This is a genomic window from Monashia sp. HAY1-2A, from assembly GCF_056755315.1.
In genome coordinates this window covers 12,480-39,180 of the sequence record NZ_JBNDHY010000006.1, presented here as the reverse complement: position 1 = coordinate 39,180, position 26,701 = coordinate 12,480, and the positions used below count along the sequence as shown (strand labels likewise).

At 72.2% G+C, this 26,701-nt stretch carries 22 protein-coding genes; all 22 read right to left on the bottom strand.

Annotated features, from left to right (window positions below; all coding sequences use genetic code 11):
* Window positions 1-9 precede the first annotated feature (9 nt).
* Window positions 10-1,305, bottom strand: coding sequence for a guanine deaminase (gene guaD / locus ACPYOM_RS01865; protein ID WP_481344675.1), 1,296 nt, complete (start codon window positions 1,303-1,305; stop codon window positions 10-12).
* A complete protein-coding gene (gene xdhC / locus ACPYOM_RS01860) occupies window positions 1,302-2,180 on the bottom strand; it encodes a xanthine dehydrogenase accessory protein XdhC (protein ID WP_481344674.1) in 879 nt (292 codons plus the stop codon). The genes guaD and xdhC overlap by 4 nt, the downstream gene beginning before the upstream one ends.
* The gene (gene xdhB, locus ACPYOM_RS01855) at window positions 2,177-4,672 is read right to left on the bottom strand and encodes a xanthine dehydrogenase molybdopterin binding subunit (protein WP_481344673.1); all 2,496 of its coding nucleotides are present in this window, start codon (window positions 4,670-4,672) and stop codon (window positions 2,177-2,179) included. Before xdhB ends, xdhC begins: the two co-directional genes overlap by 4 nt.
* Window positions 4,669-6,174 carry a xanthine dehydrogenase small subunit gene (locus ACPYOM_RS01850; RefSeq protein WP_481344672.1) on the bottom strand — a complete coding sequence of 502 codons (1,506 nt, stop codon included), beginning with the start codon at window positions 6,172-6,174 and terminating at the stop codon, window positions 4,669-4,671. Before ACPYOM_RS01850 ends, xdhB begins: the two co-directional genes overlap by 4 nt.
* Window positions 6,175-6,372: 198 nt before the next feature.
* Window positions 6,373-7,224 (bottom strand): bifunctional allantoicase/(S)-ureidoglycine aminohydrolase, encoded by an 852-nt coding sequence (locus ACPYOM_RS01845; protein ID WP_481344671.1) that lies wholly within the window; start codon window positions 7,222-7,224, stop codon window positions 6,373-6,375.
* Window positions 7,221-8,585, bottom strand: coding sequence for an allantoinase AllB (gene allB, locus ACPYOM_RS01840; RefSeq protein ID WP_481344670.1), 1,365 nt, complete (start codon window positions 8,583-8,585; stop codon window positions 7,221-7,223). The genes ACPYOM_RS01845 and allB overlap by 4 nt, the downstream gene beginning before the upstream one ends.
* Window positions 8,567-9,475, bottom strand: coding sequence for a fumarylacetoacetate hydrolase family protein (locus ACPYOM_RS01835; RefSeq protein WP_481344669.1), 909 nt, complete (start codon window positions 9,473-9,475; stop codon window positions 8,567-8,569). Before ACPYOM_RS01835 ends, allB begins: the two co-directional genes overlap by 19 nt.
* Window positions 9,476-9,519: 44 nt before the next feature.
* A complete protein-coding gene (locus ACPYOM_RS01830) occupies window positions 9,520-10,650 on the bottom strand; it encodes a glycerate kinase (protein WP_481344668.1) in 1,131 nt (376 codons plus the stop codon).
* A 20-nt stretch (window positions 10,651-10,670) separates the two neighbouring features.
* The gene (gene gcl, locus ACPYOM_RS01825) at window positions 10,671-12,449 is read right to left on the bottom strand and encodes a glyoxylate carboligase (protein WP_481344667.1); all 1,779 of its coding nucleotides are present in this window, start codon (window positions 12,447-12,449) and stop codon (window positions 10,671-10,673) included.
* A gap of 75 nt (window positions 12,450-12,524) precedes the next feature.
* Window positions 12,525-13,409: a 2-hydroxy-3-oxopropionate reductase gene (locus ACPYOM_RS01820; protein WP_481344666.1), complete on the bottom strand. Its 885-nt coding sequence runs from the start codon at window positions 13,407-13,409 to the stop codon at window positions 12,525-12,527.
* A gap of 61 nt (window positions 13,410-13,470) precedes the next feature.
* Complete coding sequence (locus ACPYOM_RS01815) at window positions 13,471-14,325, bottom strand: hydroxypyruvate isomerase family protein (RefSeq protein ID WP_481344665.1); 855 nt, start codon at window positions 14,323-14,325, stop codon at window positions 13,471-13,473.
* A 170-nt stretch (window positions 14,326-14,495) separates the two neighbouring features.
* Entirely contained in the window at window positions 14,496-14,822 is a 327-nt protein-coding gene (gene uraH, locus ACPYOM_RS01810; RefSeq protein ID WP_481344664.1) for a hydroxyisourate hydrolase, read from the bottom strand.
* On the bottom strand, window positions 14,822-15,349 hold the full coding sequence (gene uraD / locus ACPYOM_RS01805) for a 2-oxo-4-hydroxy-4-carboxy-5-ureidoimidazoline decarboxylase (protein ID WP_481344663.1): 528 nt from the start codon (window positions 15,347-15,349) through the stop codon (window positions 14,822-14,824). The genes uraH and uraD (ACPYOM_RS01805) overlap by 1 nt, the downstream gene beginning before the upstream one ends.
* Window positions 15,346-17,301, bottom strand: a complete 1,956-nt coding sequence (gene uraD / locus ACPYOM_RS01800; protein ID WP_481344662.1) for a 2-oxo-4-hydroxy-4-carboxy-5-ureidoimidazoline decarboxylase — start codon at window positions 17,299-17,301, stop codon at window positions 15,346-15,348. Before uraD (ACPYOM_RS01800) ends, uraD (ACPYOM_RS01805) begins: the two co-directional genes overlap by 4 nt.
* Before the next feature lie 18 nt (window positions 17,302-17,319).
* Window positions 17,320-18,252: a factor-independent urate hydroxylase gene (gene pucL, locus ACPYOM_RS01795; protein ID WP_481342446.1), complete on the bottom strand. Its 933-nt coding sequence runs from the start codon at window positions 18,250-18,252 to the stop codon at window positions 17,320-17,322.
* Between the two features lie 255 nt (window positions 18,253-18,507).
* Window positions 18,508-19,746, bottom strand: a complete 1,239-nt coding sequence (locus tag ACPYOM_RS01790) for a DUF6986 family protein (protein ID WP_481344691.1) — start codon at window positions 19,744-19,746, stop codon at window positions 18,508-18,510.
* A 1,139-nt stretch (window positions 19,747-20,885) separates the two neighbouring features.
* On the bottom strand, window positions 20,886-22,226 hold the full coding sequence (locus tag ACPYOM_RS01785) for a helix-turn-helix domain-containing protein (RefSeq protein ID WP_481344661.1): 1,341 nt from the start codon (window positions 22,224-22,226) through the stop codon (window positions 20,886-20,888).
* Window positions 22,223-22,534 carry a hypothetical protein gene (locus tag ACPYOM_RS01780; protein WP_481344660.1) on the bottom strand — a complete coding sequence of 104 codons (312 nt, stop codon included), beginning with the start codon at window positions 22,532-22,534 and terminating at the stop codon, window positions 22,223-22,225. The genes ACPYOM_RS01785 and ACPYOM_RS01780 overlap by 4 nt, the downstream gene beginning before the upstream one ends.
* A 19-nt stretch (window positions 22,535-22,553) precedes the next feature.
* Window positions 22,554-24,008: a CHC2 zinc finger domain-containing protein gene (locus ACPYOM_RS01775; RefSeq protein WP_481344659.1), complete on the bottom strand. Its 1,455-nt coding sequence runs from the start codon at window positions 24,006-24,008 to the stop codon at window positions 22,554-22,556.
* Entirely contained in the window at window positions 24,005-24,670 is a 666-nt protein-coding gene (locus tag ACPYOM_RS01770) for a hypothetical protein (RefSeq protein ID WP_481344658.1), read from the bottom strand. The genes ACPYOM_RS01775 and ACPYOM_RS01770 overlap by 4 nt, the downstream gene beginning before the upstream one ends.
* A gap of 43 nt (window positions 24,671-24,713) precedes the next feature.
* A complete protein-coding gene (locus ACPYOM_RS01765; protein WP_481344657.1) occupies window positions 24,714-25,178 on the bottom strand; it encodes a hypothetical protein in 465 nt (154 codons plus the stop codon).
* Entirely contained in the window at window positions 25,175-26,470 is a 1,296-nt protein-coding gene (locus tag ACPYOM_RS01760; protein WP_481344656.1) for a type IV secretory system conjugative DNA transfer family protein, read from the bottom strand. The genes ACPYOM_RS01765 and ACPYOM_RS01760 overlap by 4 nt, the downstream gene beginning before the upstream one ends.
* Between the last annotated feature and the right edge of the window lie 231 nt (window positions 26,471-26,701).

Genomic DNA, 26,701 nt, shown 5'->3' with positions numbered 1-26,701 from the left:
CCGTCGGGCTCAGCCCTTGACCCGGTCGCCGCCCACCCACACGCCGGCCAGGTCGGAGGCACCCGCGAGCGCGAACGTCTTGGCGAGGGCGTCCTCCGGGCACGCGGCGTGCCGCAGGCCGACGTCGAGCGGGTCGCCCGACAGCGGCCGCACCCACACCGCGTCGAACTGCTTGCCGACCGACAGGTCCCCGACCTGCTCGCCGAGCCCGAGTGCCAGGGCACCTGCCCGGGTGGCCAGGTGCAGCAGGTCCGGCGCCCGGAGCGGCAGACCCCGGGCGCCGAGGAGCTGCTGCATGAAGTACGCCTGCAGTCCCTCCTTGAGCAGCGAGAAGCCGGTGCCCGCGCCGACGTCCGAGCCGAGGGCGACCCGGACGCCGTGCTCGGCGTGCGCCCGGAGCGGGAAGAGGCCGCTGCCGAGCGCGGAGTTGCTCGTCGGGCAGTGCGCCACCGCTGCACCCTGGGAGGCGAGCATCGCCAGCTCCCGGTCGGTCGCGTGGACGTTGTGGGCCAGGACCGTGCTCGTGCCGACGAGCCCGTGCCGGTCGTAGGTGTCGACGTAATCCTCGGCGTCGGCGAAAAGCGCTGCCACAGCGGCCACTTCGGCCGGGTTCTCGTTGACGTGCGACGTGAACCACGCTCCCGGGACGTCCTTGAGGACGGCCCGGCACGAGTCGAGCAGGTCGTCGCTCGCGGAGTACGAGAAGCGCGGCGTCACGGCGTACCTCGACCGGCCCCGCCCGTGCCAGCGACGCGCGAGGTCGAGCGCCTCGTCATAGGCCCGCTCCGGCGTGCTGAGCAGGGCCGCGGGCAGCGAACGGTCGCTGACGACGAGGCCCGCGGTGACGCGCACACCGACCCGCTCGACCTCCTCGAAGAGGACGTCCACGGCGCTCGCGAAGTGCGAGCCGAAGACGAGGGCGGTCGTCGTGCCGGCGGACACGAGGCCGGCGACGAACTCCGTCGCCACCTCGCGCGCATAGGGCGCCGAGGCGAGCCGCGCCTCCTCGGGCAGCGCGCACTCGTCGAGCCACTGGAGCAGCGGCATGCCGAGCGCGCCGATCGCCCGGACCTGCGGGTAGTGGACGTGGGTGTCGACGAGGCCCGGGAGCACGAGGCCCCCACTCAGGTCGACGACGTCCTCGTCGGGATGGCGGCGGCGGGCGTCTGCGTAGGCGCCGCGTTCGATGATGGTGCCGTCGACGACGCGAAGGGCGATGTCCGCGTCCGCGCGGAGCACATGACCCGTCGGGGCGTAGGAGCCGCCGGGAGGGGTGTCGAAGAAGGTGCCGCGGTAGATCGTCACCGGGCCACCTCCGAACGGCCGTCGGACGGCGGGGACATCGACGAGGCTGACGAGGCTGACGGGGGACGCGAGCCGGACGGTCGGGCCGCGAACCGCCGCAGCAGGTCGCCCGCAACGCTGACGGCAATGGTCGCGGGGTCCTTGCCGACGATGTCCGGCAGGCCGATGGGCGTCGTGATCCGGGCCAGGGCGGCGTCGTCGTGGCCCTCACGGCGCAGCAGCACCTCGAAGCGACGCCACTTCGCCGATGACCCGATGAGCCCGATCGAGCCCAGGTGGCTGCTGCGCAGGGCCATGTCGCACAGGGCCGCGTCCTCTGCGTGGTCGTGCGTCATGATGAGCAGGTCCGTCCCGGCGGGGACCTGCCCCAGAGCCATCTCGGGCACCGGGGCGTGGTGCACGTGGATGCGCGCGACGGCGTCGTCGAGGACGGCCAGGCGCTGCGGCTCCACCTGGTCGGCGCGTGAGTCGACGAGGTGCAGCTCGAGGTCGTGCCTCGCGAGGATGCGGGCCAGCTCGAGCCCGACGTGGCCGACACCGAAGATCGCGACGGCGGGCACGACGGCGAGCGGCTCGAGCAGGATGGTCACCTCGCCGCCGCAGCACTGCTGACCGTGCTCGCCGGGTGCCTTGTCGCTGAGCGAGAGCGTCAGGGTCTCAGGTGCGGACGCGCCGTCGGCGATGAGCGCCCGGCTGCGGTCGACGGCGGTCGCCTCGAGATTCCCGCCGCCGATGGTGTCCCAGACCTCGTCGGCGGCCACGACCATCTTGGCGCCGGCCTCGCGGGGCGCGTGACCGCGCACGGCCGTGACCGTGACGAGGACTCCGGGCAGGCGCTGGGCGCGCAGGGCCTCGACGGCCCGGACCCAGCTCATCGTCCCGCTCCGGCCGTGGCTGCGGCCGTGGCTCCGGCCGCGACCTGCTCGGACTCCGGGCGCATCCGCGGTGCCTCGGCCGGAGGCTGGTCCGGCGCCGGCGCGCCGTCACCCAACGTCATCCCGGCACTCGCGGCACGCTCTGCCTCGCCGTCCTCGGCGTGCTGGCTGCGCGCGGACTCGACGGCCCAGTAGACCGCCTCCGGGGTGGCCGGCGAGGCGAGGGCCACGCTCGTCCCCGGCGGGCCGAACGCGGCGGCCGCCTGGCGCAGGGCCTCCCGCACCGAGAAGGCCAGCATGAGGGGCGGTTCGCCGACGGCCTTGGAGCCGTAGACGGCGCCCTCCTCGTGCGCGTGCTCGAGCAGCGACACGTTGAAGACCTCGGGCATCTCCGAGAAGGACGGCAGCTTGTAGGTGCTTGCGGCCTGGGTGGCCAGCCGTCCGCGGGAGGGCCAGTCGCTCTCGTCCCAGCGCAGGTCCTCGAGCGTGAGCCACCCTGCGCCCTGGACGAAACCGCCCTCGATCTGGCCCAGGTCGACAAGTGGGGAGAGGCTGTCGCCGACGTCGTGGACGATGTCGACGCGCCGCGTGCGGTACGCGCCGGTGAACCCGTCCACCTCCGTCTCGGCCGCCGCGACGCCGTAGGCGAAGTACTTGAACGGCGAGCCCTGCATGCGCGACGAGTCCCAGTGAAGGCCCTCGGTGCGGTAGAAGCCGGCTGCCCACAGCTGGACCCGCTGGACGTACGCGAGGCCCACGACGTCGTCCCAGTCGATGTGCTCGGCGTCGTCGCCGACGGCGTGCACCATGCCCCGGTCGAAGCGCACGTCGTGCGGGTTGACGCCCAAGGCCCCGGCCGCGACCTGGGCCAGCCGCCCCCGGATCTGCTCGCACGCGTTCTTGACGGCTCCGCCGTTGAGGTCGGCCCCCGAGCTCGCCGCGGTGGCAGAGGTGTTGGGGACCTTGTCGGTGCGGGTCGGGGCGAGGCGCACCTTGTGCAGCGGGACGCCGAGCGTGGTCGCGGCCACCTGCAGCATCTTGGTGTGCAGCCCCTGGCCCATCTCCGTGCCGCCGTGGTTGATGAGCACCGACCCGTCCTTGTAGACGTGCACCAGCGCGCCGGCCTGGTTGAACGCCGTGAGGTTGAAGGAGATCCCGAACTTCACGGGTGTGATGGCGAGGGCCCGCTTCGTGTCGGCGTGGGTCGCGTTGAACGCGGCGATCTCGTGGCGCCGCCGGTCCAGCTCACCGCTCGCGACGACCCCGTCCCAGGCGGCCACCAGGCGCTCGGGGTGGCGCACCGCCTGGCCGTACGGCGTGCTCTGGCCCTCGACGTAGAAGTTGCGGCGCCGCAGCTCGGCGGGGTCGATCCCGAGCAGGGGTGCACACCGGCCGAGGATGTCCTCGATGACGAGCATGCCCTGGGGACCGCCGAAACCCCGGAAGGCCGTCTGCGAGGTCTTGTTGGTCCGCGCGATGCGACCGTTCACGCGGACGTCCGGGATCCAGTAGGCGTTGTCGATGTGGCAGAGGGCACGGGCGAGCACCGGTTCGGACAGGTCGAGGCTCCAGCCACCGTCGGCGGTCAGGGTGGCATCGAGGGCCTGGAGGCGTCCGTCGTCGTCGAAGCCGACCCGCCACTCGGCGTGGAAGCCGTGCCGCTTGCCGGTCATCGTCATGTCCTGGGTCCGGTTGAGCCGCAGACGAACCGGGCGCCCGGTGAGTGTGGAGCCCAGGGCGGCGATGGCGGCCAGGCCGTGGGGCTGCATCTCCTTGCCGCCGAAGCCGCCGCCCATGCGGAGGCACTGGACGGTGACCTCGTTGCTCGCGATCCCGAGCACGTGCGCGATGATCTCCTGCGTCTCGCTCGGGTGCTGGGTGCTCGACTGCGCGAAGACCTGGCCGTTCTCGTCGACGTGGGCGAGCGCACAGTGCGTCTCGAGGTAGAAGTGCTCCTGCCCGGCGAACTCGAGCTCGCCGCTCAGCACGTGCGTCGAGCGCGCGAGGCCGGCACCGACGTCGCCGCGCTCGAGGCGCGGCTGGGCCCCTTGGAAGGACTCGGCGGCGATGGCCTCGCGGACCGTGACGATCGCGGGGTGCGGCTCGTAGTCGACCTCCACCGCTGTCGCGCCGAGCCGGGCGGCCTCGAGCGTCTCCCCGAGGACCCAGCACACGGCGTGGCCCACATACATCACCTCGGTGGGGAACAACGGCTCGTCGTGCTTGACCCCAGCGTCGTTGACGCCGGGGACGTCTGCTGCGGTCAGGACACGCACGACACCCTCGACGGCGTACGCCGGCTCGACGCGCAGGGCTTTCACCGTGGCGCGGGCGTGAGGTGCCTGCACCGGCCAGGCGTGCAGCACGTGGGCGGTGCGGCCGACGAGGTCGTCGGTGTACAGGGCTCGACCCGTGACGTGGAGCGTTGCTGCCTCGTGCGGGATCGTCTGTCCCACAACGGGGTTCGTCGGGCGCTCGGAGAGCTGGCTCATGCTCCCACCTCCTGCTGCGTCGCGTGCTGGGCATGGAGCTTGAGCAGGGCCGTGCCCAGCATCGTGCTCCGGTAGGCCGCACTGGCGCGGTGGTCGTCGAGCGGTGTGCCCTCGGCGCGCATCACCGCGGCCGCCTCGCGGACGACCTCCCTGCTCCAGGCGCGGCCCTCGAGGGCCGCCTCGGTCGCGAGTGCGCGGACGGGGGTCGCGGCGACGCCGCCGAGACCGATCCGGGCCTTGCGCACGGTGCCGTCCTCGACGGTGACGGCGAAGCCCACGGCGACGCTGCTGATGTCGTCGAAGCGCCGCTTGGCGATCTTGTGGAAGGCCGACACAGGAGCGAGCGGGAGCGGGACCCGCACGGCGCGGATGACCTCGTCGGCGGCCCGGACGGTCTGGCGGTAGCCGGTGAAGTAGTCGGCCAGCGGCACCTCGCGCTCGCCGCGCGACGAGGCGAGCACGACGGCCGCCTCGAGGGCGAGCAGCGCCGGGGGCAGGTCGCCGATGGGCGAGCCGGTGCCGAGGTTGCCGCCGATGGTCGCGCCGTTGCGGATGAGGCGTGAGGCGAACTGCGGGAACACCTCGGCGAGCAGCGGGATCCGACCGTCCAGCCTGGTCTCGACCTCGGACAGCGTGAGGGCCGCGCCGATCTCGACGGACGTGGCGCCGACCTCGAGGCCGCGCAGCTCCTCGACCCGGTCGATCCCGATGACGTGGGGCGCGCGGGTGCCGCGCAGGTTGACCTCGACGCCCCAGTCGGTCGACCCGGCGACGAGCACCGCGTCGGGGTGCTCTGCCATGAGGGCGAAGACGTCGGCGAGGTCCGCCGCTCGGGCGTAGGAGCCGGACGCCGTGGAGAGCCGTGTGGCGACGGCCGCCGGTGCCGGCTCGTGACGGCGCGCGGCGAGCGGGTCGGACTCCGCAGGAGCGCCCAGCGCGTACGCGGCGTCACGGATCGGCCGGTAGCCGGTGCAGCGGCACAGGTTGCCCGACAGGGCGTGGAGGTCGAAGCCGTTGGGGCCGTGTTCGTCACCGTCGTCGTGACCGGGAGCCGTGTCGCAGCGGCCGGGGCGGTAGTACTCGGCGGCCATGCTGCAGACGAACCCGGGCGTGCAGTAACCGCACTGCGAGCCGCCGCGCTCGGCCAGCTCCTGCTGCACGGGGTGCAGCCTCGTGGGCTCGCCGAGGCCCTCGGCCGTCACGACCTCCTGCCCGTCGAGCGAGGCCGCCGGGATGAGGCACGCGTTGATGGCGGTCCAGGCCGTGGCGTCGGCCGTGCCGTCCGCAGTCTCTCCGCGCCCGCCGAAGGAGTCGCTGCCGGGGCGGGCCACGAGGACCGAGCACGCCCCGCACTCACCCTCGGCACAGCCCTCCTTGGCGCCGGTCAGGCCACGCGACCGGATCAGGTCGAGCGCGCTCGTCCAGGCCGGCACACCGGCGAGGTCGATGCGCTCGCCGTTGACGCAGACCGACGGGGTCGGTGCGGTGGTCGAAGACGTCATTGTCCACTCCTCGTGGTGCGCGAAGCACCGGTTCGACCGGTCGAGACGACGATCGGCCGCATGGTTGGGGGGTGAACCGAGCCGCTGGTTATCCATGCCGAACAACGGTCGGACGCTGCATCGATCGTACGCGGCAGCCCAGTCCGTTGGGAAGGTGTGGCTCGGCAGTTATTCCACTATGTGGATAGTTGGTTCCGTTCAGAGGAACTGTCTGGACAGCTTCGGGTGCCGGTTGACGTCCTTGTAGAGCAGGTAGCGGAAGCGTCCCGGGCCTCCCGCGTAGCAGGCCTGCGGGCAGAACGCGCGCAGCCACATGAAGTCCCCCGCCTGCACCTCGACCCAGTCCCTGTTGAGCAGGTAGACGGCCTTGCCCTCCAGCACGTAGAGGCCGTGCTCCATGACGTGGGTCTCGGGAAAGGGGATGACCCCTCCCGGCTCGAAGGTGACGATCGTGACGTGCATGTCGTGACGCACGTCGAGCGGGTCGACGAAGCGTTTCGTCGTCCACGCGTCGTTCGTGTCCGGCATCGGGTTGGCCTCGACGTCGCGCTCGTGCGTGACGAACGCCTCCGGTGCGTCGATGCCGTCGACCGGCTCGTAGGCCTTGCGGATCCAGTGGAACGTCGCCGGCTCGTTCGCGTCGGCATCGACCCTGAGACGCCAGCGGGCCCCGGCCGGCAGGTACGCGTACCCGCCCGGCTCCATGACGTGCTCGTCGACCTGCCCGTCGGGGCCGACGAGGAGCCGCAGCGACCCGCCGACGACGAAGAGGACGCCCTCGGCGCCGGGGTCGAGCTCGGGCCGGTCGCTGCCTCCGCCGGGCGACACCTCGACAACGTACTGCGAGAACGTCTCGGCGAACCCCGACAGCGGCCGGGCGATGACCCAGGTGCGGGTCCCCTCCCAGTAGGGGAGCGCGCTGGTGACGATGTCGCGCATCGTCCCGCGGGGCAGGAGGGCATACGCCTCGGTGAAGACGGCCCGGTCGGTCGTCAGGTCGGTCTGGGGTGGCAACCCGCCCTGCGGGACGTGGTAGCTCGGCTGGTTCATGCGTCTCCTCTCCGCAGCAGCCGCCCACGCGGCGCTGCGTCGACGTCCACGGGGGTGCCGCGCAGCCAGGTCTGCCGCACGAGGCCCGTGAGCGTGCGGCCGGCGTACGCCGACACGGGGTTCTTGTGCTGCAGGGCGTTCGCGTCGACGACGAACTCGTCGTCGGGGGCGAAGACGGCGAGGTCGGCGTCCGCTCCCACGGCGATCCGTCCCTTGGCGGCCAGACCGACCTGCTCCGCGGGTGCAGTGGACATCCAGCGCACGACGTCCGGCAGCCCGAGGCCGCGGGCCCGCGCGCCGGTCCAGGTGGCGGCGAGCCCGAGCTGGAGCCCGGCGATGCCGCCCCATGCCGTGCCGAAGTCGCCGCTGTCGAACGCCTTGAGGTCGGGCGTGCACGGCGAGTGGTCGGTGACGACGAGGTCGATGTCGCCCGAGGCCAGCCCCTCCCAGAGGCGGTCGCGGTTCGCCGACTCGCGGATCGGCGGGCAGCACTTGAACTCCGTCGCCCCGTCCGGGATCTCCTCGGCCGAGAAGGTCAGGTAGTGCGGGCACGTCTCGACGCCGAGCGCGACGCCGTCGGCGCGCGCCGATCTCAGCATCGGCAGAGCGTCGGAGCTCGACAGGTGCAGCACGTGCGCGCGGCCACCGGTCCGCCGGGCCAGCTCGATGACGTGGGCGATCGCGAGGTTCTCGGCGCCACGCGGACGCGAGCGCAGGAAGGCGGCGTACGCCCGACCGTCCGCCGGACGGGCCTGCTCGATGACGTGCGCGTCCTCGGCGTGGACGATCATCAGCGCGCCGAGGCGCGCCGTCTCGTGCATCGCGGCCTCGAAGTCGGCCGGCTCGAGGTGCGGGAACTCGTCGACACCCGAGTGCAGCAGGAAGCACTTGAACCCGAAGACGCCCTGCTCATGCAACGGTCCGAGGTCTCCGACGTTGCCGGGGACGGCTCCGCCCCAGAAGCCGACGTCGACCCAGGCCTGCCCACGGGCGACCTCGCGCTTGGCCTCCAGCGCCTCGACGGTCGTCGTCGGGGGGACGGAGTTGAGCGGCATGTCGACGATGGTCGTCACCCCGCCACGGGCGGCGGCACGGGTGGCGCTCGCGAAGCCCTCCCACTCGGTGCGCCCCGGTTCGTTGACGTGCACGTGCGTGTCGACGAGCCCGGGCAGGAGCACCTCGTCGGGTGCCAGGTCGACGAGGGCCCGCGCCGCGAGCATCCGCGCGGCGGGCTCGAGCTCGGCGAGCGTCGCCGCCGTACGGAGCTCGGCCACGCGGCCGTCCTGCACCCCGACGACCGCCGCGGTGACGTGTCCGTCGACGACGGCGCGGGGCGCGCGGATCAGCGTGTCGAGAGCCATGCGGGCGACTCCTTCGTCGGGCCTTCGTGTCCGACCGTATGCCGCGCGGCACGGATCGGGGAGCGATGTCGGCCGAGGGGCCCTCCGTCGACCTCGACGAGGTCGCCGTCGCGGAGGTACGGGCGCGGCTCCGGCGCCGCCATGGCGACACCGGCGGGGGTGCCGGTGATGACGACGTCGCCGGGCTCCAGGGTCATCAGCGCACTGACGTACGACAGCGCCGCGCCCACCCCGAGGACCATGTCGTCGGTCGTGCCGTCCTGGCGGCGCCGGCCGTTCACGTCGAGCCGCAGGCGCACCCCGGTCGCGTCCGGCGCGGGGAGCTCGTCAGGTGTGACGAGCCACGGACCCAGCGGGCAGTAGGTGTCGGCGGACTTGCCCTTCGTCCACGTGCCACCGCGCTCGAGCTGCAGCTCGCGGTCGGTGAGGTCGTCGGCGAGGGTGTAGCCCGCGACCGCGGCGAGGGCCTCCTCGGGGGTGGCGTCGGTGAGCCGGCGACCCACGACGACCGCGAGCTCGACCTCGTGGTCCGTCGTCGTGGACCCGGGCAGGAGGCGTACCGGGTCGTCGGGTCCGCAGACCGAGCTCGTCGCCTTGAGGAACACGACGGGCTCGGTCGGCACCGGGACCCCGAGGACGGCCGCGTGGTCGTGGTAGTTGAGGCCGAGGCCGACGATCTTCCCCGGACGGGCGACAGATGGTCCGTACCGGGGGACGCCTCCGGCGCCGTCCGCCGGCGAGCGACCGGCCGCGTGCAGGGGAACAGGCAGGGGAGCAAGCAGGTCGCGCTCGAGCGCCTCGTGGGCAGCGGGGATCCCGTGGGCCAGGAAGCCGGCGTCGACGTCGGTCGCGACCGGGGCGAGGTCGAGCAGCGTACCGTCCGTCGTCACGACGACAGGGCGCTCCGAGCCCGGCGGGCCCACGCGTGCGAACCTCATGCCGGAGCCACGCTCAGCGACTGCGCGAGGCGCTGCCCGATGCGTTCCAGGGCCGCCCCCGGTGCCTCGAGCGACCCCTCGAGCGACCCCGCCTCGTCGGTCGTCGTCAGGACGTCCGCGAAACCAGCAGCGGCCCAGGTCTCCCGGTCCAGGAGGCAGCGACCGGCGACGGCGACCACAGGGACGCCCGCTGCGCGCGCCGCCGCCGCCACGGCGGCCGGCGCCTTCCCGCGCAGCGTCTGCTCGTCGAGCGATCCCTCTCCGGTGATGACGAGGTCCGCGCCGGACAGCAGGTCGACCAGCCCCGTGAGCTCGAAGACGAGCTCGGCACCGGGGCGCGCGACCGCCCCCAGCGCGGCCACGAGCGCGAAGCCGACCCCACCCGCGGCCCCGGCACCCGGGACGTCACGCAGGTCGTGCCCGGTCGAGGCGGCGACGACGTCGGCCCAGTGTCCGAGCGCCGTGTCGAGACGGTCGACCTCCTCGGCGGTGGCACCCTTCTGCGGCCCGTAGACGGCAGCCGCGCCCTCCGGACCCGTGAGCGGGTTGTCGACGTCGCACGCGACGACGATCTCGGCGGTGGCGAGCGCCGGGTGCAGGCCGGTCAGGTCCAGCGTCGCGACATCCGCCAGGGCCGCGCCGCCCTCGGAGACGGGGCGGCCTGCCGCGTCCGGGGTGCGTGCTCCCAGGGCGCGCAGCAGCCCGGCCCCGCCGTCGGTGCCGGCACTGCCGCCGATGCCGACGACGAGGCGGCGGCATCCGGCGTCGAGGGCCGCGGCCATGACCTCACCCGTGCCCCGGCTCGTGGACGTGAGCGGCGCGGAGACGCCGCCCGGAAGCTGCCCCAGGCCGCTCACCTCCGCGAGCTCGACGACGGCCGTGTCGCCCCGCCTCGCCCACGCGGTCGCCACCGGCGCGCCCGTGGGTCCACTGGCACGGACGGGGACGCGGTGGAACCCCGCCGCGACGGCGGCCGCGACGGTCCCGTCGCCGCCGTCAGCCACCGGGACGGTGACGACCTCGGCGTCGGGGCAACCCGCCCGGACACCGGCCAGGAGGCACGACGCGACGGTGGCTGCGCTCAGCGTCCCCTTGAACTTGTCCGGGGCGATGACGACTCGGGGCACGGGAGCTCCTTGGGTCGGGTTCAGTCGAGGTTCGCGTAGAGCGCGGTGGGGGCGTCCTGCTCGCTGACCGCGAGCTCCTCGAACTCGGTCACGGTGCCGAGCGAGGTGCCCATGGACACGTTGGTCACCCGCTCGAGGATGACCTCGACGACGATGGGGACGCGGTGCTCGACGACCATCTTCTTGGCCTGCTCGAGCGCGGGCAGGATCTCCTCCGGTCGAGTGACCCGGATCGCCTTGCACCCCAAGCCCTCTGCCACCTTGACGTGGTCGACTCCGTACCCGTTCACCTCGGGAGCGTTGATGTTCTCGAAGGAGAGCTGGACGCAGTAGTCCATGTCGAAACCACGCTGCGACTGGCGGATGAGGCCGAGGTACGCGTTGTTCACGAGGACGTGGATGTACGGGATGTTGAACTGCGCCCCGACCGCCAGCTCCTCGATCATGAACTGGAAGTCGTAGTCGCCCGACAGCGCCACGACCGTCGAGTCGGGGTCGGCCGTGGCGACTCCGAGGGCGGCCGGCACGGTCCAGCCCAGCGGACCGGCCTGGCCGGCGTTGATCCAGTGCCGGGGCCGGTAGACGTGGAGCAGCTGGGCGGCCTGGATCTGGGAGAGGCCGATCGTGCTGACGTAGCGGACGTCGCTGCCGAAGGCCTTGTTCATCTCCTGGTAGACCCGCTGCGGCTTGATCGGCACGACGTCGAAGTTCGTCTTTCGCCACAGGTTTCGCTTGCGCTCGAGGCACTCCGCGACCCATCCGGTGCGGTCCGGCAGCCGACCCGCGGCGCGGCGCTCGCGTGCCGCCTCGACGAACAGCTCGAGGGCCGCCCTGGCGTCGGAGACGATGCCGAAGTCGGGGGCGAAGACCCGCCCGATCTGCGTCGGCTCGATGTCGACGTGCACGAAGGTGCGGCCCGCGGTGTAGGTCTCGAGGTCGCCGGTGTGACGGTTGGCCCACCGGTTCCCGATCCCCAGCACGAAGTCCGACGCGAGCAGCGTCGCGTTGCCGTAGCGGTGGCTCGTCTGCAGACCGACCATGCCGACGTTGAGCTCGTGGTCGTCGGCGATCGTGCCCCAGCCCATGAGGGTCGGCACGACGGGCACGCCGGTGAGCTCGGCGAACTCGACGAGCAGGTCGGCCGCGTCGGCGTTGATGATGCCTCCGCCCGCGACGATGAGCGGGCGGTCGGCGGCCTCGAGCAGGTCGAGCGCCTTGTCGACCTGGCGACGCGTCGCGGCCGGCTTGTAGACGGGCAGCGGCTCGTACGTGTCGACGTCGAACTCGATCTCGGTCTGCTGGACGTCGATGGGCAGGTCGATGAGGACGGGGCCGGGTCGGCCGGAGCGCATGAGGTGGAAGGCCTGCTGGAACGTGCCGGGGACCTGGGCGGCCTCGAGGACCGTGACGGCCATCTTCGTCAGCGGCTTGGCGATCGCGGCGATGTCGACGGCCTGGAAGTCCTCCTTGTGCAGCTTGGCGACGGGTGCCTGACCGGTGATGCAGAGGATGGGGATCGAGTCGGCGCTCGCCGAGTAGAGCCCCGTGACCATGTCGGTGCCCGCGGGGCCGCTCGTGCCGATGCAGACGCCGATGTTGCCGGCGCGGGCGCGCGTCCAGCCCTCTGCCATGTGCGAGGCGCCCTCGACGTGGCGGGCGAGCGTGTGGTGCAGGCCGCCTTGGGTCTGCATCGCCTTGTAGAACGGGTTGATCGCGGCCCCGGGTAGGCCGAAGACGTTGGTGATGCCCTCCTTCTTGAGGATCTCCACCGCGGCCTGGGCTGCTGTCATGCGTGCCATGTTCGTGTCCTTGCGTGGCTGCCCCCGGCAGACGGCTGGGTGTCGCGGCGGTATGCCGTGGGGCGGGTCTGTGGGTCAGGCGGGCTGCTGCCCGGACAGGCGCTGCACGCCGCGGAGCAGGGCGGAGTGGTCGAGGCCACCGTCGCCGTTGGCGCGGGCGGAGGCCATGAGCGTCGCGACGAGGCTGCCGAGCGGGAGCACGACCCCCGCCTCACGTGCGGCGGAGCTGACGATGCCCATGTCCTTGTGGTGCAGGTCGATCCGGAAACCGGGCTCGAACGAGTCGGTCCGCATGTTGTCGCGCTTCTGATCCAGCACCTTGGAGCCGGCGAGGCCGCCGCCGAGGACGGTCAGGGCGGCGTCGAGGTCCACGCCGTAGGCCCGGAGGAAGACGACCGCCTCGGCGAGAGCCTCGATGTTGGCGGCCACGATGAGCTGGTTGGCCGCCTTGACGGTCTGGCCGGCGCCGTTGCCGCCGACGTGGACCACGGTGCTGCCGACCGTGTCGAGGATCGGCTTCGCCTCGGCGAAGTCGTCGGCCGCGCCGCCTACCATGATGGACAGGGTGGCGTTGCGGGCGCCCGCCTCGCCACCGGAGACCGGCGCGTCGAGGAGACGAAACCCCTTGGCGCCGGCCTCCTTCGCGAGCTCGGCGGTGACGTCGGGGCGGATCGAGGAGAAGTCGATGACGAGTGTGCCGGGCTGCGCGTTGGCGAAGACGCCGTCGTCGCCGAGCAGCACCGCCTGCACGTCGGGGGAGTCGGGCACCATGACGGCGACGACGTCGGCGGCCTTGACGGCGTCGGCGATGGAGTCAGCGCCTCGGCCGCCGGCCTCGACGAGGGGGGCGTAGCGGTCGGGGGTGAGGTTGTAGCCCACGACGTCGTGGCCGGCCTTGGCGAGGTGCACGGACATCGGGCTGCCCATGATGCCGAGCCCGATGAAGGCGATGCTGGTCATGTCGATCTCCTTGCGATCGTTGGGAGGTCTGGTGTGGTGGAGGGAGGCCGCGCGGAGCGGCTCACTGCGCGGTCGTCGAGGCGAGCCCCAGCCGGCCGAGGCTGTCGAGGGTGGAGGTCGTCGGCGCGTACTCGAGCCCGACCCACCCGGTGTAGCCGTGCCGAGCGAGGTCGGTGAGGTGACGGTCGAGGTCGAGGCGCCCGGTCCCCGGCTCCCCGCGACCGGGCCAGTCCGCGACCTGGACGTGGGCGACCCGGTCGGCGTAGGTGCCGACGGCGGCGTCGAGGTCGTCCCCGTTGTTGGCCAGGTGGAAGAGGTCGAGCAGGAAGCCGACGTTGTGGGCGCCGGCCGCACGCACGTCGTCCACGACGGCGACGGCGTCCGCGGCCGTGCGCAGGGGATAGGGCTTGGGCCCGCTGACCGCCTCGACGAGGACCGTCGCACCGATGCGGTCCGCCGAGTGGGCGGCCGCCACGATGCTCTCGCGGCCCAGGGCGTCCTGCTCCTGCGGCGACGCGTCGTCGACGCGGTTGCCGAAGAGCGCGTTGAAGGCGCCGACGCCGAGCCGTTCGCCGATGCCGACGGCGACGTCGACGTTGTCGCGGAACTGCCCCACTCGTGAGGGGATCGACAGCACCCCGCAGTCCGGACCGGCCAGGTCGCCTGCGAAGAAGTTGAGCCCGGCGAGACGCACGCCGGCATCCTCGACGGCGCGGACGAGGGCCTCGACGTCGCGGTCGGCCGGCACGGGCTGCTCGGGCCACGGCCACCACAGCTCGATGGTGTCGAAGCCGGCGTCACGGGCGGCCTGGGGTCGCGCGAGCAGCGGCAGCTCGGTGAACAGCATCGAGCAGTTGGCCAGGTAGCGCAGGCCGCCGGGGGCGAGCGGTGCGCCGGGGTGCTGGTTCGTCGTCATCTCTCAACTTCCGTTATGTGGAAAAGAATTTCCGATATGCAAAACGGTATGGGGACGCGCGTCCTCCGTCAAGAGGCCGCAGGCCGTCGTCCCATCTCTTGAGCAGCGTTGCGCTGCAACGGCTTACGACGTAACGAGCACGCCCGGGTCGGTGGGTGGTGGAGCGGAGGTCAGCTGCCGCGGTAGGTCGAGTAGCCGTACGGGTTGAGCAGCAGGGGCACGTGGTAGTGCTTGTCGGAGTCGGCGATCGTGAAAGCGATCGTGACCTCCGGGTAGAAGCCGCGGGTGCCGTTGGCGGCGAACCAGGCGCCGGTCTCGAACCGGAGGCGGTAGTCGCCGGCCTCGAGCCGGTCGGGCCCGAGGGACCCGACCCGGCCGTCCGCGTCCGTCGTCGCGGCGCCCAGAGCCTCCCCGGACGCCGACTCGAGCGTGACCCCGAGGTCCCGCGCCGGCCGCCCGGTGCTGGTGTCGAGCACGTGGGTCGACAGGGTCGACATCAGAGCACCCCCTCGAGCCGGAGCAGGGCGATCTCGCGCAGCTGGGCCACGGTCTCGGCGCGCTCGGTCTCGTCGTCGTTGGCGAGCCGACGCCGCAGCTCCGCGAGGATCTCCGAGGCGGACCGTCCGGCGGCGCGGATGAGGAAGACGCGGTCGAAACGCTTCTCGTACGCGGCGTTGCCGGCGGCCAGGGCCGCGGCGACCTCGCGGTCGGCGGGGTCGACGCCCGACTGCTCGCGCCGGGAGAGCTCGGCGTGGTGCTCCGGTGCGCTCGCCCGCTCCCCGATGCGGGGGTGCCCGGCGAGCGCCGCGACGAGCTCCGCGTCGTCGAGGTGGCGGGCGGATCGCTCCGCCACCTCGAGGACCGCGTCGCGTCCGGCATACGGCCGCCCGGCGAGCACCTCGTCGGCCCAGCGGTCGACGCCGAGGCAGGCGAGCAGCCGCGGTCGCAGGGACTCCACCGGCTCGTCGTTGAAGGTCTCGAGTCCCGCGGACGCCGAGGTGCTGGTGTCGGTGGTCCGGCTCATGCCATCTGGTCCACGTCGACGCTGCGCGTGCGGGCACTGTGGATCGGGTTGGCGTCGGCGACGAGGCCGTCGAAGCGGTACGCCGCGATCTTCGAGATCTCGACGAGCGCCGCCGCGTGCTCCTGGCTCGGCGAGTTGTTGAGCCGCTCCCACCCGTGACGCAGCACCTGTGCGAAGGAGTCCCGGTCGCGCACGCACGTGACGAGCGGGAAGCCGAAACGGTCGCGGTACTGGTGCGTCAGCTCGGACAGCTCCAGGTGGTCCTTCTCGTCCAGACGCGTGAGGCCCAGCGCTGCCTGGTCGCGCAGTGAGTCCTCACCCTCGTCACCGCCGGCGACGCTCTCGGCCCCGAGGTCCGGGTAGGCGTCGATGAGGTCGAGCTGCTCCTCGGTGGTGGCCGAGAAGAGCGCCTCCTGGAAGGCCTGGCGCAGGTCCTTGGTGTCGGCGAACGGCCGCTGGTCGTAGGCCCGCTCGACCACCCAGGTCGGCCCCTGGAAGAGGCTCCCGAACGTGTCCACGAACTGCTCCCGGGTCATCTCGTTGACCTCGGTGAGGCGGATGAGCCGGCCCGGGGTGCCGGCGACGGCCGGACCCCGCGTCGAGCCGACGTGGTGGAAGAGCAGGTTGAGCAGGATGGCCGTGATGCTGCCGAGCGTGATGCCCGAGCCGAGGATGATCTGCGCCCAGCCGGGCACGGCCTTGGCGACGTCGGGCTGCGCCGTGACGTACATCGCGAGCCCGACGCTCGTGGCGACGATGACGACGTTGCGGTGGTCGTGGAAGTCCACGCGCGAGAGGGTCTGGAAGCCCACGACGGCCACGGTGGCGAACATCGCGAGTGCCGCGCCGCCCAGCACGGGGTGCGGGATCCCCGCGACGACCGCTCCCGCCTTGGGGATGAGACCGATGACGATCATGATCGCGCCGGCCATGGCGACGACGTAGCGGCTCTTGACCCGCGTGAGGCGCACCAGCCCGACGTTCTCGGCGAAGCAGGTGTAGGGGAACGAGTTGAAGACGCCGCCGATCGTCGTCGCCAGACCGTCGGCCCGCAGTGCACGCGCGATGTCCTCGCGCTCGATCCGCTTCTCGACGATCTCTCCCGTGGCGAAGACGTCACCGGTGGTCTCGACCGCGGTGATGAGCATGACCACGACCATCGAGATGACGGCCGCGACGGAGAACTTCGGCCAGCCGAAGTAGAAGGGTGTGGTGACGCCGAACCACCCTGAGCCCGAGACGCTGTCGAAGTGCGCGTCGCCCAGCAGCCAGGCGACGAGCGTGCCGGCGACGAGGCCGACGAGCACGGCGACGGTTGCCAGGAAGCCCTTGAAGACGCGCTGGATGACGACGATGAGCGCGAGCGTGCCCAGCGCGTACGCCATGTTGCGACCGCTCGACGGGTTGAGGTCGGGCCCGGCGCCGCCGACGGCGTCCGCCGCGGCGACGGGCAGCAGCGCGATGCCGATGATCGTGATGACCGAGCCCGTGACGACCGGCGGGAAGAAGCGGATCAGGCGGCTGAAGTACGGGGCGATGAGGAAGGTGAAGAGGCCCGCGACGATGACCGCGCCGTAGATGACGAGCAGGCCCTCGGTGCCGCCGCCGGCGGCGAGGCCGATGGCGATCATGGGAGAGACGGCCGTGAAGGTCACGCCCTGCAGCAGCGGGAGGCGAACGCCCACCTTCCAGAAGCCGACCGACTGGATGATCGAGGCGATGCCGCACGTGAAGAGGTCGGCGTTGATGAGGTGGATGAGCTCCTCGGTGGACAGGTGGATCGCGCTCGCGAGCAGGATCGGCACGATGACCGCGCCGGCGTAGAAGGCGAGGACGTGCTGGAAGCCGTAGACGAAGAGCCGCGGTGCGGGCAGCACCTCGTCGACGGGGTGGCGCGACCGGCGGGGACGCCGGGCAGGGGCCTGCGTGGCCCCGGTGGCAGCTGTGCTCATGGTCGAGTCCCTTTCCGGTCAGCAGAAGCCGGGGGTGGCGAGCCAGGCCTCGGGTGCGGCCGGCACGTCGTCGCGCAGCACGGTCGCCTCGATGAGGCCGTAGGGGCGGTCGGCGGCGATGAAGACCTCGCCGTTGTTCTCGACGTCCGGGAAGGCGGAGAAGTCGACGAGGAAGTGGTGCTTGTTGGGCGCGGAGAACCTGATCTCGGCGATGTCCGCGTGCCGCTCGAGGACGGCCTGGCCCATGGCGTGGAGGGTCTCCTGCAGGGCGCGGCTGTACGTGGTCGCGAACACCTCGAGGAGCGTCTCGCGGACGCTGTCGAACGACTTGTTCCAGTCGACGTCGGTGCCGAGGTGACGCCACCGGGCGACGAGCGACGTCGCGAGGATGCGGTCGTCGGTCTCGGCGAGCGTCGTGTACTCGTCCTTGAGGTATCCCTTGAACTCCGAGCCGGTGGACTTGAGCACGACGAGGTCCGTGAGCCCGGAGACGACGTGCGTCGTGCGTGCCCCCGCCGCGGCCCCCGCCGACGCGTCCCCCGCGCGTTCGACCGTGACGACGGTCGTGCGCGTGTCGCCGCCGCGGCGGACGAAGGCGTGGTCGTGACCGCCGTCGCCGACCGGGATACGGTCCCAGGCGTACTGCTCGACCTCGATGCGGGCCCCGGTCGCCGCGGGCGCGGCGTCGAGGAAGCGTCCGGCGAGGGCGAGCGCGTAGTCCTCGGGCGAGCTGACGCCGTGCTTCTTGGCGTAGACGAAGGCGGTGTTCTTCTGCGTGTCCGTGGGGAGGATCTTGGACTGGTCGCCGGTCACGTGCGCGTCGGCGAAGTCACCGCGCAGTGACGTCGACACGTTGAGGTCGACGATCTCGTGTCGGGCTGTGTCCCGCGTGATGCGGACCACCCGGTTCTCAGCCTTGCCGTACTGGTTCGGGCCCAGAACGATGCTCATGTCTCAACTCCATTGTCGATGGCTGGTTCTGCTCGCGACGGTGCTTCCCATCAGCGTGCCGTGGTCGGGGTCGCGGTGGAGCGGTCTTGCGGCTCCGGTCTATGACTTCCGAGATGCGGAATCAAATTATCGAATAATGGAAGGGTAGGCGTGGCTGTCCCGTGCCGTCAACGGTCCGGCGGACCCGTCTCGCGTGCCGGGCGCAGCCGTGCGCCGTGGTGCGCGACCAGCGAGGTGGGCGGCCGACCGCTGTGGTCAGGCGCGGCGGGCCAGTTGCGCGAGGGCCGCGCGGTCCATGCCGCACCGAGTGGCCGCCTCGTCCGCGTCCAGGGCGCCGCAGTCGATGCCGCGCAGCACGAAGTCGGCGAGGGCGCGCGCGGTCGCGGGCTCGTCCATGAAGGCGGAGTCGCGCTGTGCGACGTAGTCGGCCAGGCGGCGGGCCGCTCCGGGGAATCCACTGCGGTAGAAGGCGAACACCGCGGCGTACCGTGTCGGCAGCTGGGCCGGGTGCAGGTCCCAGCCCTGGTAGTAGCCGCGCGCGAGGGAGCGGCCCACGAGCCGGTGGTGCAGTGCCCAGGCGGCGGCCACCGAGTCGGCACTGCCGACCGGGAGGACGTTCGTCGACCCGTCGGAGAGCCGCACGCCCGTCTCGGCCGCGGCGACCTGCATGACGGCCTTGGCGTGGTCGGCGGCAGGGTGGTCCATGGCCTGGTGCGCGGCGGCGATGCCGAGGGAGGCCGAGTAGTCGTAGGTGCCGTAGTGCAGTCCCGTGCACCGACCGGCTGCCGCATGGATCATGCGCGGGACGAGCGAGGTACCGTCGGGTCCGAGGATCGCCTGCGGCGTCTCGACCTGGATCTCGAAGCGGAGCGGCGTGCCCAGCCCGAGCGCGGACTCGAGCCGTTCGGCGGCCACCACCATCGCCTCCACCTGTTCGACGCTCGTCACCTTGGGCAGGGTGACGACGAACCCCGGTGGCAGGGAACCCTCCTCGCACACGCGCTCGACGAAGCGGGCCAGGGTGCGCAGCCCCCGGCGGCGGGTCGGGGCCTCGAACGACTTGAAGCGGATGCCGGTGAAGGGCGGAGCCGAACCGCGCTCGAGCGACGCGAGCAGCTCGTCGGCGGCGGCGTCGACCGCAGCGTCCTCCTCGTCGTCGGGGCGCGCCCCGTACCCGTCCTCGAAGTCGATCCGGAGGTCCTCGACCGGCTCGGTCGCGAGCTTGCGGCGCACCGCCTCCTCGGTCTGCGTGTCGTCGACGACCGACGAGAAGGCAGCCGCGTTCGAGTCGATGGCGGCGGTCGCCGCCGCGCCCCACGTCGTCGCGAGCCGGGCGTCGTACCGGTCCGCGGGGACGTACACCGTGTGCACCGGCTGCCGGCCGGCCGCGGGCCCGGGAAAGCGCTCGGAGAGGTCACGGTCGGCGGCGCTCAGACGCTCGTCCAGCTCGTCGGCGAGCGCCGTGACGTCGAGCGGCGTCGCGCCGGCCTGCATGGTCGCGGCGGGGTCCGGGGCGGCGGTGGGGTTCCTGGCGGGTCGGGTAGGCATGACTCAACTCCTCGCAGATTTCTGTCCAGCGGATAGTAACTTCTGCGATGCGGAAGTCAATGGTCGTCCTTCGCAGCAGATGCCAGCCGTCCCGGGGGAACCCTCCTCGTGGGGCCGCGCCTGCACGCGGTGACGAGCGACGTGGCCCCGAGCGCCCATCGTCCATCAGTAGGCGTCTCGCGAGGGGACGAGCGCAATCTTGGGGCAGACAATGGCCGAGCTGAAGGTGTCGGCACTTGGCCCGCGACGACGTCGAGGCATCCGCCGGAAGAGCCGCCGCTAAGGAGTGGGCGGTTCGGCGCGCACCCGGGGCCTGCCCTTGGCTGCGCGGGACCCTGACGGGGACAGCAGTAGAGCCCGGCCCAAAGGGCCGGGCTCCTGACCTGCATCAATGGTGCGCCGCCAGGGACTCGAACCCCGAACCCAGTGAATCTCGGCGCGCTCAGCCCATCACTGCCCGACGGCGCTCGCAAAGGCGGTTTGACCTGCAGATATGTGCCCTTGGGACGGCCCTCATGTCGCGTCGTTTTTGCCCGGTTCCCGTCCAAACGCGGACGGTTACGCGGCCACACGGTGAGGCCAGCGGGCGAACCGACCGGCCCCTGTGGGGCTGCTCTGATGACCTCCGCGACGACACCGCCGGAAACGCCGTCTCCAGTGGGACTCACCGCACCGGTGCCGTGGTGGTGCGCACTCGGATACGAAAGGGAGCAGTCACGACCTTCGGGATCTCGGCACGAGCGCGTCCCACCTTGATGGCTCTGACGACATCTCTGGACGATGCGCCCTGGGTCGAGCGGCACACAAACCGCCCCTGCGCATGGGCGGCGGTCTGACGGCGCCTCCACGTCGCTTCCACGGCGCGCCCGATGAGGTGCGTCGATGGGCTCTCGAGCCGCCCCTGCGGTCGACCTTCCCAGCGAACTGCTGGCAGGCTGACATCCGGCGCCATCCGGCGCCATCGCGTCGACGCGTGCTCCACCTTTCCTAAGCGCCGATGAGGTCAACGCGGCGGATCCTCAGGTCGCCTTCGGGCAGGTTGATGCATGGTGGTGCGTTGTCGGCTCCGAGTGAGGTGGCCGGTCTCAGAGCTCCAGGGTGAAAGCGACGTTCGCGGAGTCTCGGCTCAGGCTGCTGAGGGAGCTGCACGCGGTGTTCCAAGCTCCCGCCAGCTCCGGGACGTCCGACGCGCGAACGGCGACGTGACGGCCGAGGGCTCGGGCTTGGAGGCGGTCATCCGCCGGGGGCAGGAACCGCGCTGGGCCGCGTAGTGCGTGGGCGTCGAGGAGCCGCTGGGGGAGCGTCCGGCTCGCCGCGATCAGCTCGCCAGCCTGGGTGATTCCGCGGTCGAGCACCTCCTTGATCCTCCGACGCGCGTCGTCGGCCTCGAGGGCCCTGGCTGTGCCGTCGATCTGCCTCAGCGACTCGAAGAGCCCGCGGCTGGCGGTGACGAACTCGTGGCCGGGGCGGGTGAGGGTGGTCAGCCGGTCCCAGACCTTTTCGGCTCGGTGAAGCCGCTCTGCGGCCCGTCGTAGGCGCTCGGCTGCTTCGCTGTCCGGGGTCTCGAGGGTGGCGCGGACGCGACACATGTGGGCGCCTTGGTTCGCCATCTGCGTCAGGACGTCGACGCTGGGAATGGGTCGGCTGAGCTCCTCCCGCGCGGCGCGCGTCCACAGGTGGGCAGCCCTGATAAGGCGGCCTTCGACAGCGACCGGCACTTGTTCGGTTGCGACGCTGTCCACATGGGAGAGGCCGGTGGGTGCGGCGGCCGTGTCTCGCAGGCCCTCGACGACGTGTTCGGCGTAAGTTCCGAGGAGAAGGGGACGGGTGGCGTCGTCGAGGTGTCCGTGCGCCATGGTGTGCCGGGCCGCCACGGCGGCCAGCGACAGCAGGTGCTGAACGGCGCCGGCGACTTCGCCCTGGTGGGTGAGGACGGCCGCACCGCGGTCCCGTGCCTCGTGCACGAGGTCCGCCATGACGCCGAGGACGCTGGCCGCCTTGGCCAGCGGATGGGGGTCGGTGGGGTCGGCCGGGCGCACGTGGGAGCGGGCGTCGACCTCCCGGCTGTGGATGAGGAGCGCGTCGCCGTCTCGGACGATGCGGAGGGTGCCTCGGTGGGCCCGCCGCACGACGGTGGATCGACTGGTGTCGTCGTAGTGGGCGACCTGGGCCGGCCGTAGCCAGGTGTCGACGGGCGGCCGCAGGGGTGTGGGGTAGCTGCGGATCGCGGCCGCGAGGTGGCGCTGGCTGGGGTCGGCGGTCCGGACGTGTTGGGCGTCGAGGCCGACGAGCTCAACGAGGAGTCGGTAGAGCGTGTCGTCGAAGCTCTCCCACTGCGCGAGCGTGGTCGGCTCCTCGGTGCTACGCAGCTGGCGGATGAGGGTGTCGGCGCGGGCGAGGAGGTCTCGCGCGGTCGTGATGGTCACGACGCGAGGGCCTCGGCGGCGATGCGGCGCAGCTCGTGGATGTGCCACGCGCACAGCTGCAGGTCCACGGGCCCGTCGAGCGGGGCGATGGCATCGAGGCACCCCAGGGCGCGGCTCAGGTGCCGCGTGACGCCCTCCCGCGGGGCATCGGTAGTCGTTGGTGCATTCGGTGGTGCCGGGGCGGGAAGGGTGGCGGCCGCGAGACGGATCTGGGCGGCGAAGGCGGGATCCTGCTGACTTTCGGACAGGTCAGCGGCCAGGGCCAGTTCCGTGGCGGCGGTCGAGAGGAGGGCTGCGGCGTGGGTCATTGATGACTCCAGGTGGTGGTTACAGCTGGTGGCAGGTGGGTGTGTTGGCGTCGAGCGCGACGCCGCCGGGGTTGTGGGCTGGGACAGCGGTTTGCATCGCGCGGGTGAAGGCGCCGTTGGGGTTCCAGCCCTGCCGCGTCATCTCCGCGGCGGCTCCCTCGAGGAGCTCGCGTCGGGCGTGGTTGTCGAGGCGGCGGGACAGGCGGGTCAGGTCGGCGGCGGCGGTGGCGAGGGGACGGGGCCCCTGGCAGGCGAGGACGGCGATTTCGCGACCGGGAAGGCGCGGCCGGGAGCCGCGCAGCTCTGGCGGGGTCGTGGACCCCAACCGGACGCGCGGTAGGAAGGACCGGAGGCCATCGGCCCCGTGGCGAGCGAGCCAGTCCGCCGGGTCGGCGCCGGCGGGAAGGCTGGACACGAGCGCCAGCTGCCCGCCGTGCCGGCAGAGGGCATCGATCCAGCGCAGGGTGCCCTGGTGGCCGGCCTGGTCGCCGTCGAGGGCGATGACCGGCGACCCCGTCGACTGGCCCATGACCTGCCGTGCCTGGGCGGCGGAGACGGCGGTGCCCAAGGCGCTGACCGGCGTGACGTGCTCGAGCGCGCCTGCCGTGGCGACGGCGGCGGTGATGGCCAGGGCGTCGAGAACGCCTTCGACGACTATGACCTGGGCGTCGGAGACTGCCGTCCGGGTCGGGCGGTAGAGGCAGGTGGCCTTGTCGAAGACGGTGGTGTGGCTCGGATTGCGGTACTTGGGTGCCCGCGGGTGGCCGCTGGTGTCGCGGCCGACGAACCCGGTGACGTGTCCGTGGTGGTCGGTAACGGGGATGACCAGGCGGTCGCGCAGGGTGTCGATCAGGGTGCCGTGCCGGGTGGGCTGGGCCAGGTCCAAGGAGAGCAGCTCCTCGTCGGTGACGCCCTCGCCGTGAAGGTGGTCGACCAAGGGTGTCCAGCCGTGGCCGGTGTGCCCGGCGTAGCAGGTGCCGGTCTGCAGCTCGGCCTGGCGCAGGTCGATGCGGCGGTGGTGGCGCAGGTAGGCCATGGCGTGCTCGTGGGCGACCGGTCGGGAGAACCACTGCCACGCGAGGGCGTTGATCGCGTAGGCGCGCTCCGGGTCGACGCGGTGCGGTGCCGGCGCGGGGGACAGCTCTGCCCGGTCCGCGGACTGAAGGGTGCGCAGTGGTGTCCGGTCGGGCAGCGTCCGGTCCAAGTGGGCGACGGCCTCCCGGAAGCCGAGCCCGTGGAGCCGGCCAATGAAGTCGATGACGTCGCCGGAGGCGCCGCAGCCGAAGCAGTGGAACCGATCCGGCACCCCAGCCACCGACAGGGACGCGGTGGCGTCGTCGTGGAACGGGCAGCAGGCCATCCAGCCCGTGCCGACGCGACGCAGGCCGATGCCTTCGGCGGCGACGACATCCTCGATGGGGTGGTGCCGCCGGACGTCTGCGACGTCGACCATGTGCCCCCGCATGCCGGTCATGGCTCGAGCGCCAGGATGACCGGGTCGGGCTCGTAGCTCGGCTGGAGGATTCGCCGGTCGAGGATGGCGGCGAAGTTCTCGACGGGGAGGTGCTCGTCGCGGCCCAGCGCCTCGGTGTACGCGTCTGTGACGACGCGCGTGGGGGCGTTGCGTTGGATGAGGGCGTACTCGTCCCAGGTGGGGTCGTAGGCGTAGAGCAGGCCTGCGGTGGCGCCGGGGACCCGGCGCAGGGAGATGCGCTGGTTGCCGGAGGCACCCCAGCGCATGCCGAAGTCCTCGTCGATGCCGGGCACGTCGCCGTAGCGTGCGTCGAAGGCCTTGGGCCCCAGCCAGTCCAGCCGGTGCGCCACGGCCGGGGGCTGTTGCTGGCGGCGCAGCGCGGCCGCGTGCATGACGGCCAAGTCGGTTGTGCCCTCGGCGAGGGCGTGGACGATGCGGTCGGCGACGAGGGCGGGGTCCTCGTGCGTGTCGCGGGCCGCGACGATGCCGGCGGCGCGGGCGTAGGTGTTGCGCTGTCCGAGCACGTAGCCGCGGTCGCCCAGCGGCTCCTGCGCGAGCCGGTCCTGGGCATCACGTGCGAGCCAGAGCAGTTCGTCGAGCAGATCCGGTGCCGGGTCGCGCAGCCGGGTCGCTGCCGGGTGTGGGATGGGTGTGTCAACCATGACGGCCTTCCCGGCGCGGGAGTCTCCCGCGCTCTCGGGAGCGTCACGTCCGGGGTGGGGCACCAGCCGCGGTCTGCGCCGATGGACGCGAATCATGCTGCAGGTCGGGCCAGCCGGGTGGCGGGTCGCGGTGCTCGCGGCTCGTGCAGTTCGTGATCGCGGCCACCTCGGTGAGGCGTGCCGCGATCTCGCGGTAGCCGCGGAACCAGTCGACCGCGGCGCCCGGCGATGCCTTGTCGCTGTAGCAGTCGCGCTCGAGATCCCGCAGGGCCGACAGCGCCTCGACCATGCCGCTGTGGCGTTCCCAGCAGGGTGGGATGACGCGCACGTCGATGTGGTGGCGGCTGATCAGGGAGATCACCCAGTCGCGCAGGTCCGCCATGACCGCGTCGCGCTCCGCACGGGTGAGCGAGGGCAGGTGGACCGGACCGGCCAGTTGACCGAATGACCAGCCACCCAGGTGAACCGGATCGGCGGGGTCGACGGGGCCAGGCCACGCCTGGGTCATGCCGCGCCCGGCTCGGGTCGCGGCGCGTCGGCCCTTGCGGGTGGCCGGTGGTGGGCGGTGCGGATCGCGTCCTCGACGTGCCGTCGGTCCTGCTCGAGGGCCGTGGCGTCCCTGCGGGAGGTCCACGGCGACAGGGTCAAGTCGATCGGGGGTGCAGAGCGCATGAGCAGGATCGCGTTGCCGAAGGGCAGGGTGCGCAGCACGGCCGGTTCGAGGACCGCCACCTTGGTGGTCGTCGTGGAGGTGGAGCGTCGGCCGTCGGGTCCGCGGCTGCTGGAGGTGGTTCGCTCGTCGCGTTGCCCGATGAGCTTGGACAGGTCCTCCAGGTCGCGGGCGTTGGATCCGCCGCCGAGGATCGTCTTGACGATCGCGGCGTCCCAGATGGCCGAGGCCTGGTTCTCGCCCCAGACCGCCCGCGCCTGCGCCAGCGACTGCAGCACGACGATGGTCGACAGGCCCGAGCCGCCGCCGTCGGACATCAGCGACGGCAACGACGGGAGCGGGTAGTTCGCGGCCTCGTCCAGGACGAGGGACAGCGGTGGGTCCAGGCGCGAGGCGGGGGAGCGGGCGGCGATCCGGCGTGCGGCCTCGACGATGTCCTCCACGAAGGCGCCGACGAGGCCGGCGGTGGCCGATACGCCTGTGGAGGTCCCAAGCAGGTAGACGGTCCCGTTGCCGCGCAGGAACGCCTCGGGGTCGAAGTGCTCTCCCGGGCCCGGTGAGACCGCCTCGAGGACCTTGGGGTCCGCCAGCGTCGAGAACGCGATGGTGACCATGGCCCAGATCGAGTCCCGTTGCCGCGGGTCGGCTCCGACGATGGCATCCAGAGCCTGGTGCCAAGCCGGTGCGGCCGCTGGGTGACTGGCCAGGATCATGACCGCCTCGCGGGCCTGCACGCACGACAGCGACCAGCGGTACAGGTCCGCCGTTGAGCACTCGCCCAGGGCCGCCGCATGCAGCAGGCAGCGCACGGCCTGTTCGGCCGAGGCCTGCCAGAACGTCGAGTCGGTCGTCCCGGCGGCGGTATTGGCCGACAGGGCCTTGGCGCGCACCATCGCAAGGTGCGGGTCCTCGCATCCACGGATCGGGGACCAGCGGGTCGCCGACGGGACACCGCGCGCCAGACCTTGCGGATCGAAGACGGCCACCGGGCCCCGCCGTCCCCGAGCGCGAATGGTCAGGGCTAGGTTGTCGGGGCGGGTGCTCGTGGTCAGCACTGCCCCAGGCGCGTCCAGGATCGTCGGGACGACCAGGTGGAAGCCCTTGCCGGAACGTGGGGGACCCAGGATCACGATGGAGTCCTCGACGCTGGCGTGGCAGGTCACCCCGTGGGCGCTGCCGAGCCGGTACCCGACATCCGCGATGCCCGGCATCACCGCGGACGGCCGGAGGACGCCCGACCGTCGAAGCAGGCCACGGCGCCCCGATACAGCCGTGACCTGGGCTCGCGAGGCGCAGCCCTCGCGGGACGGTCTACGCCGTCTCGCCATGAGCACGACCGACGGTGCCACGCCGGCGACGAG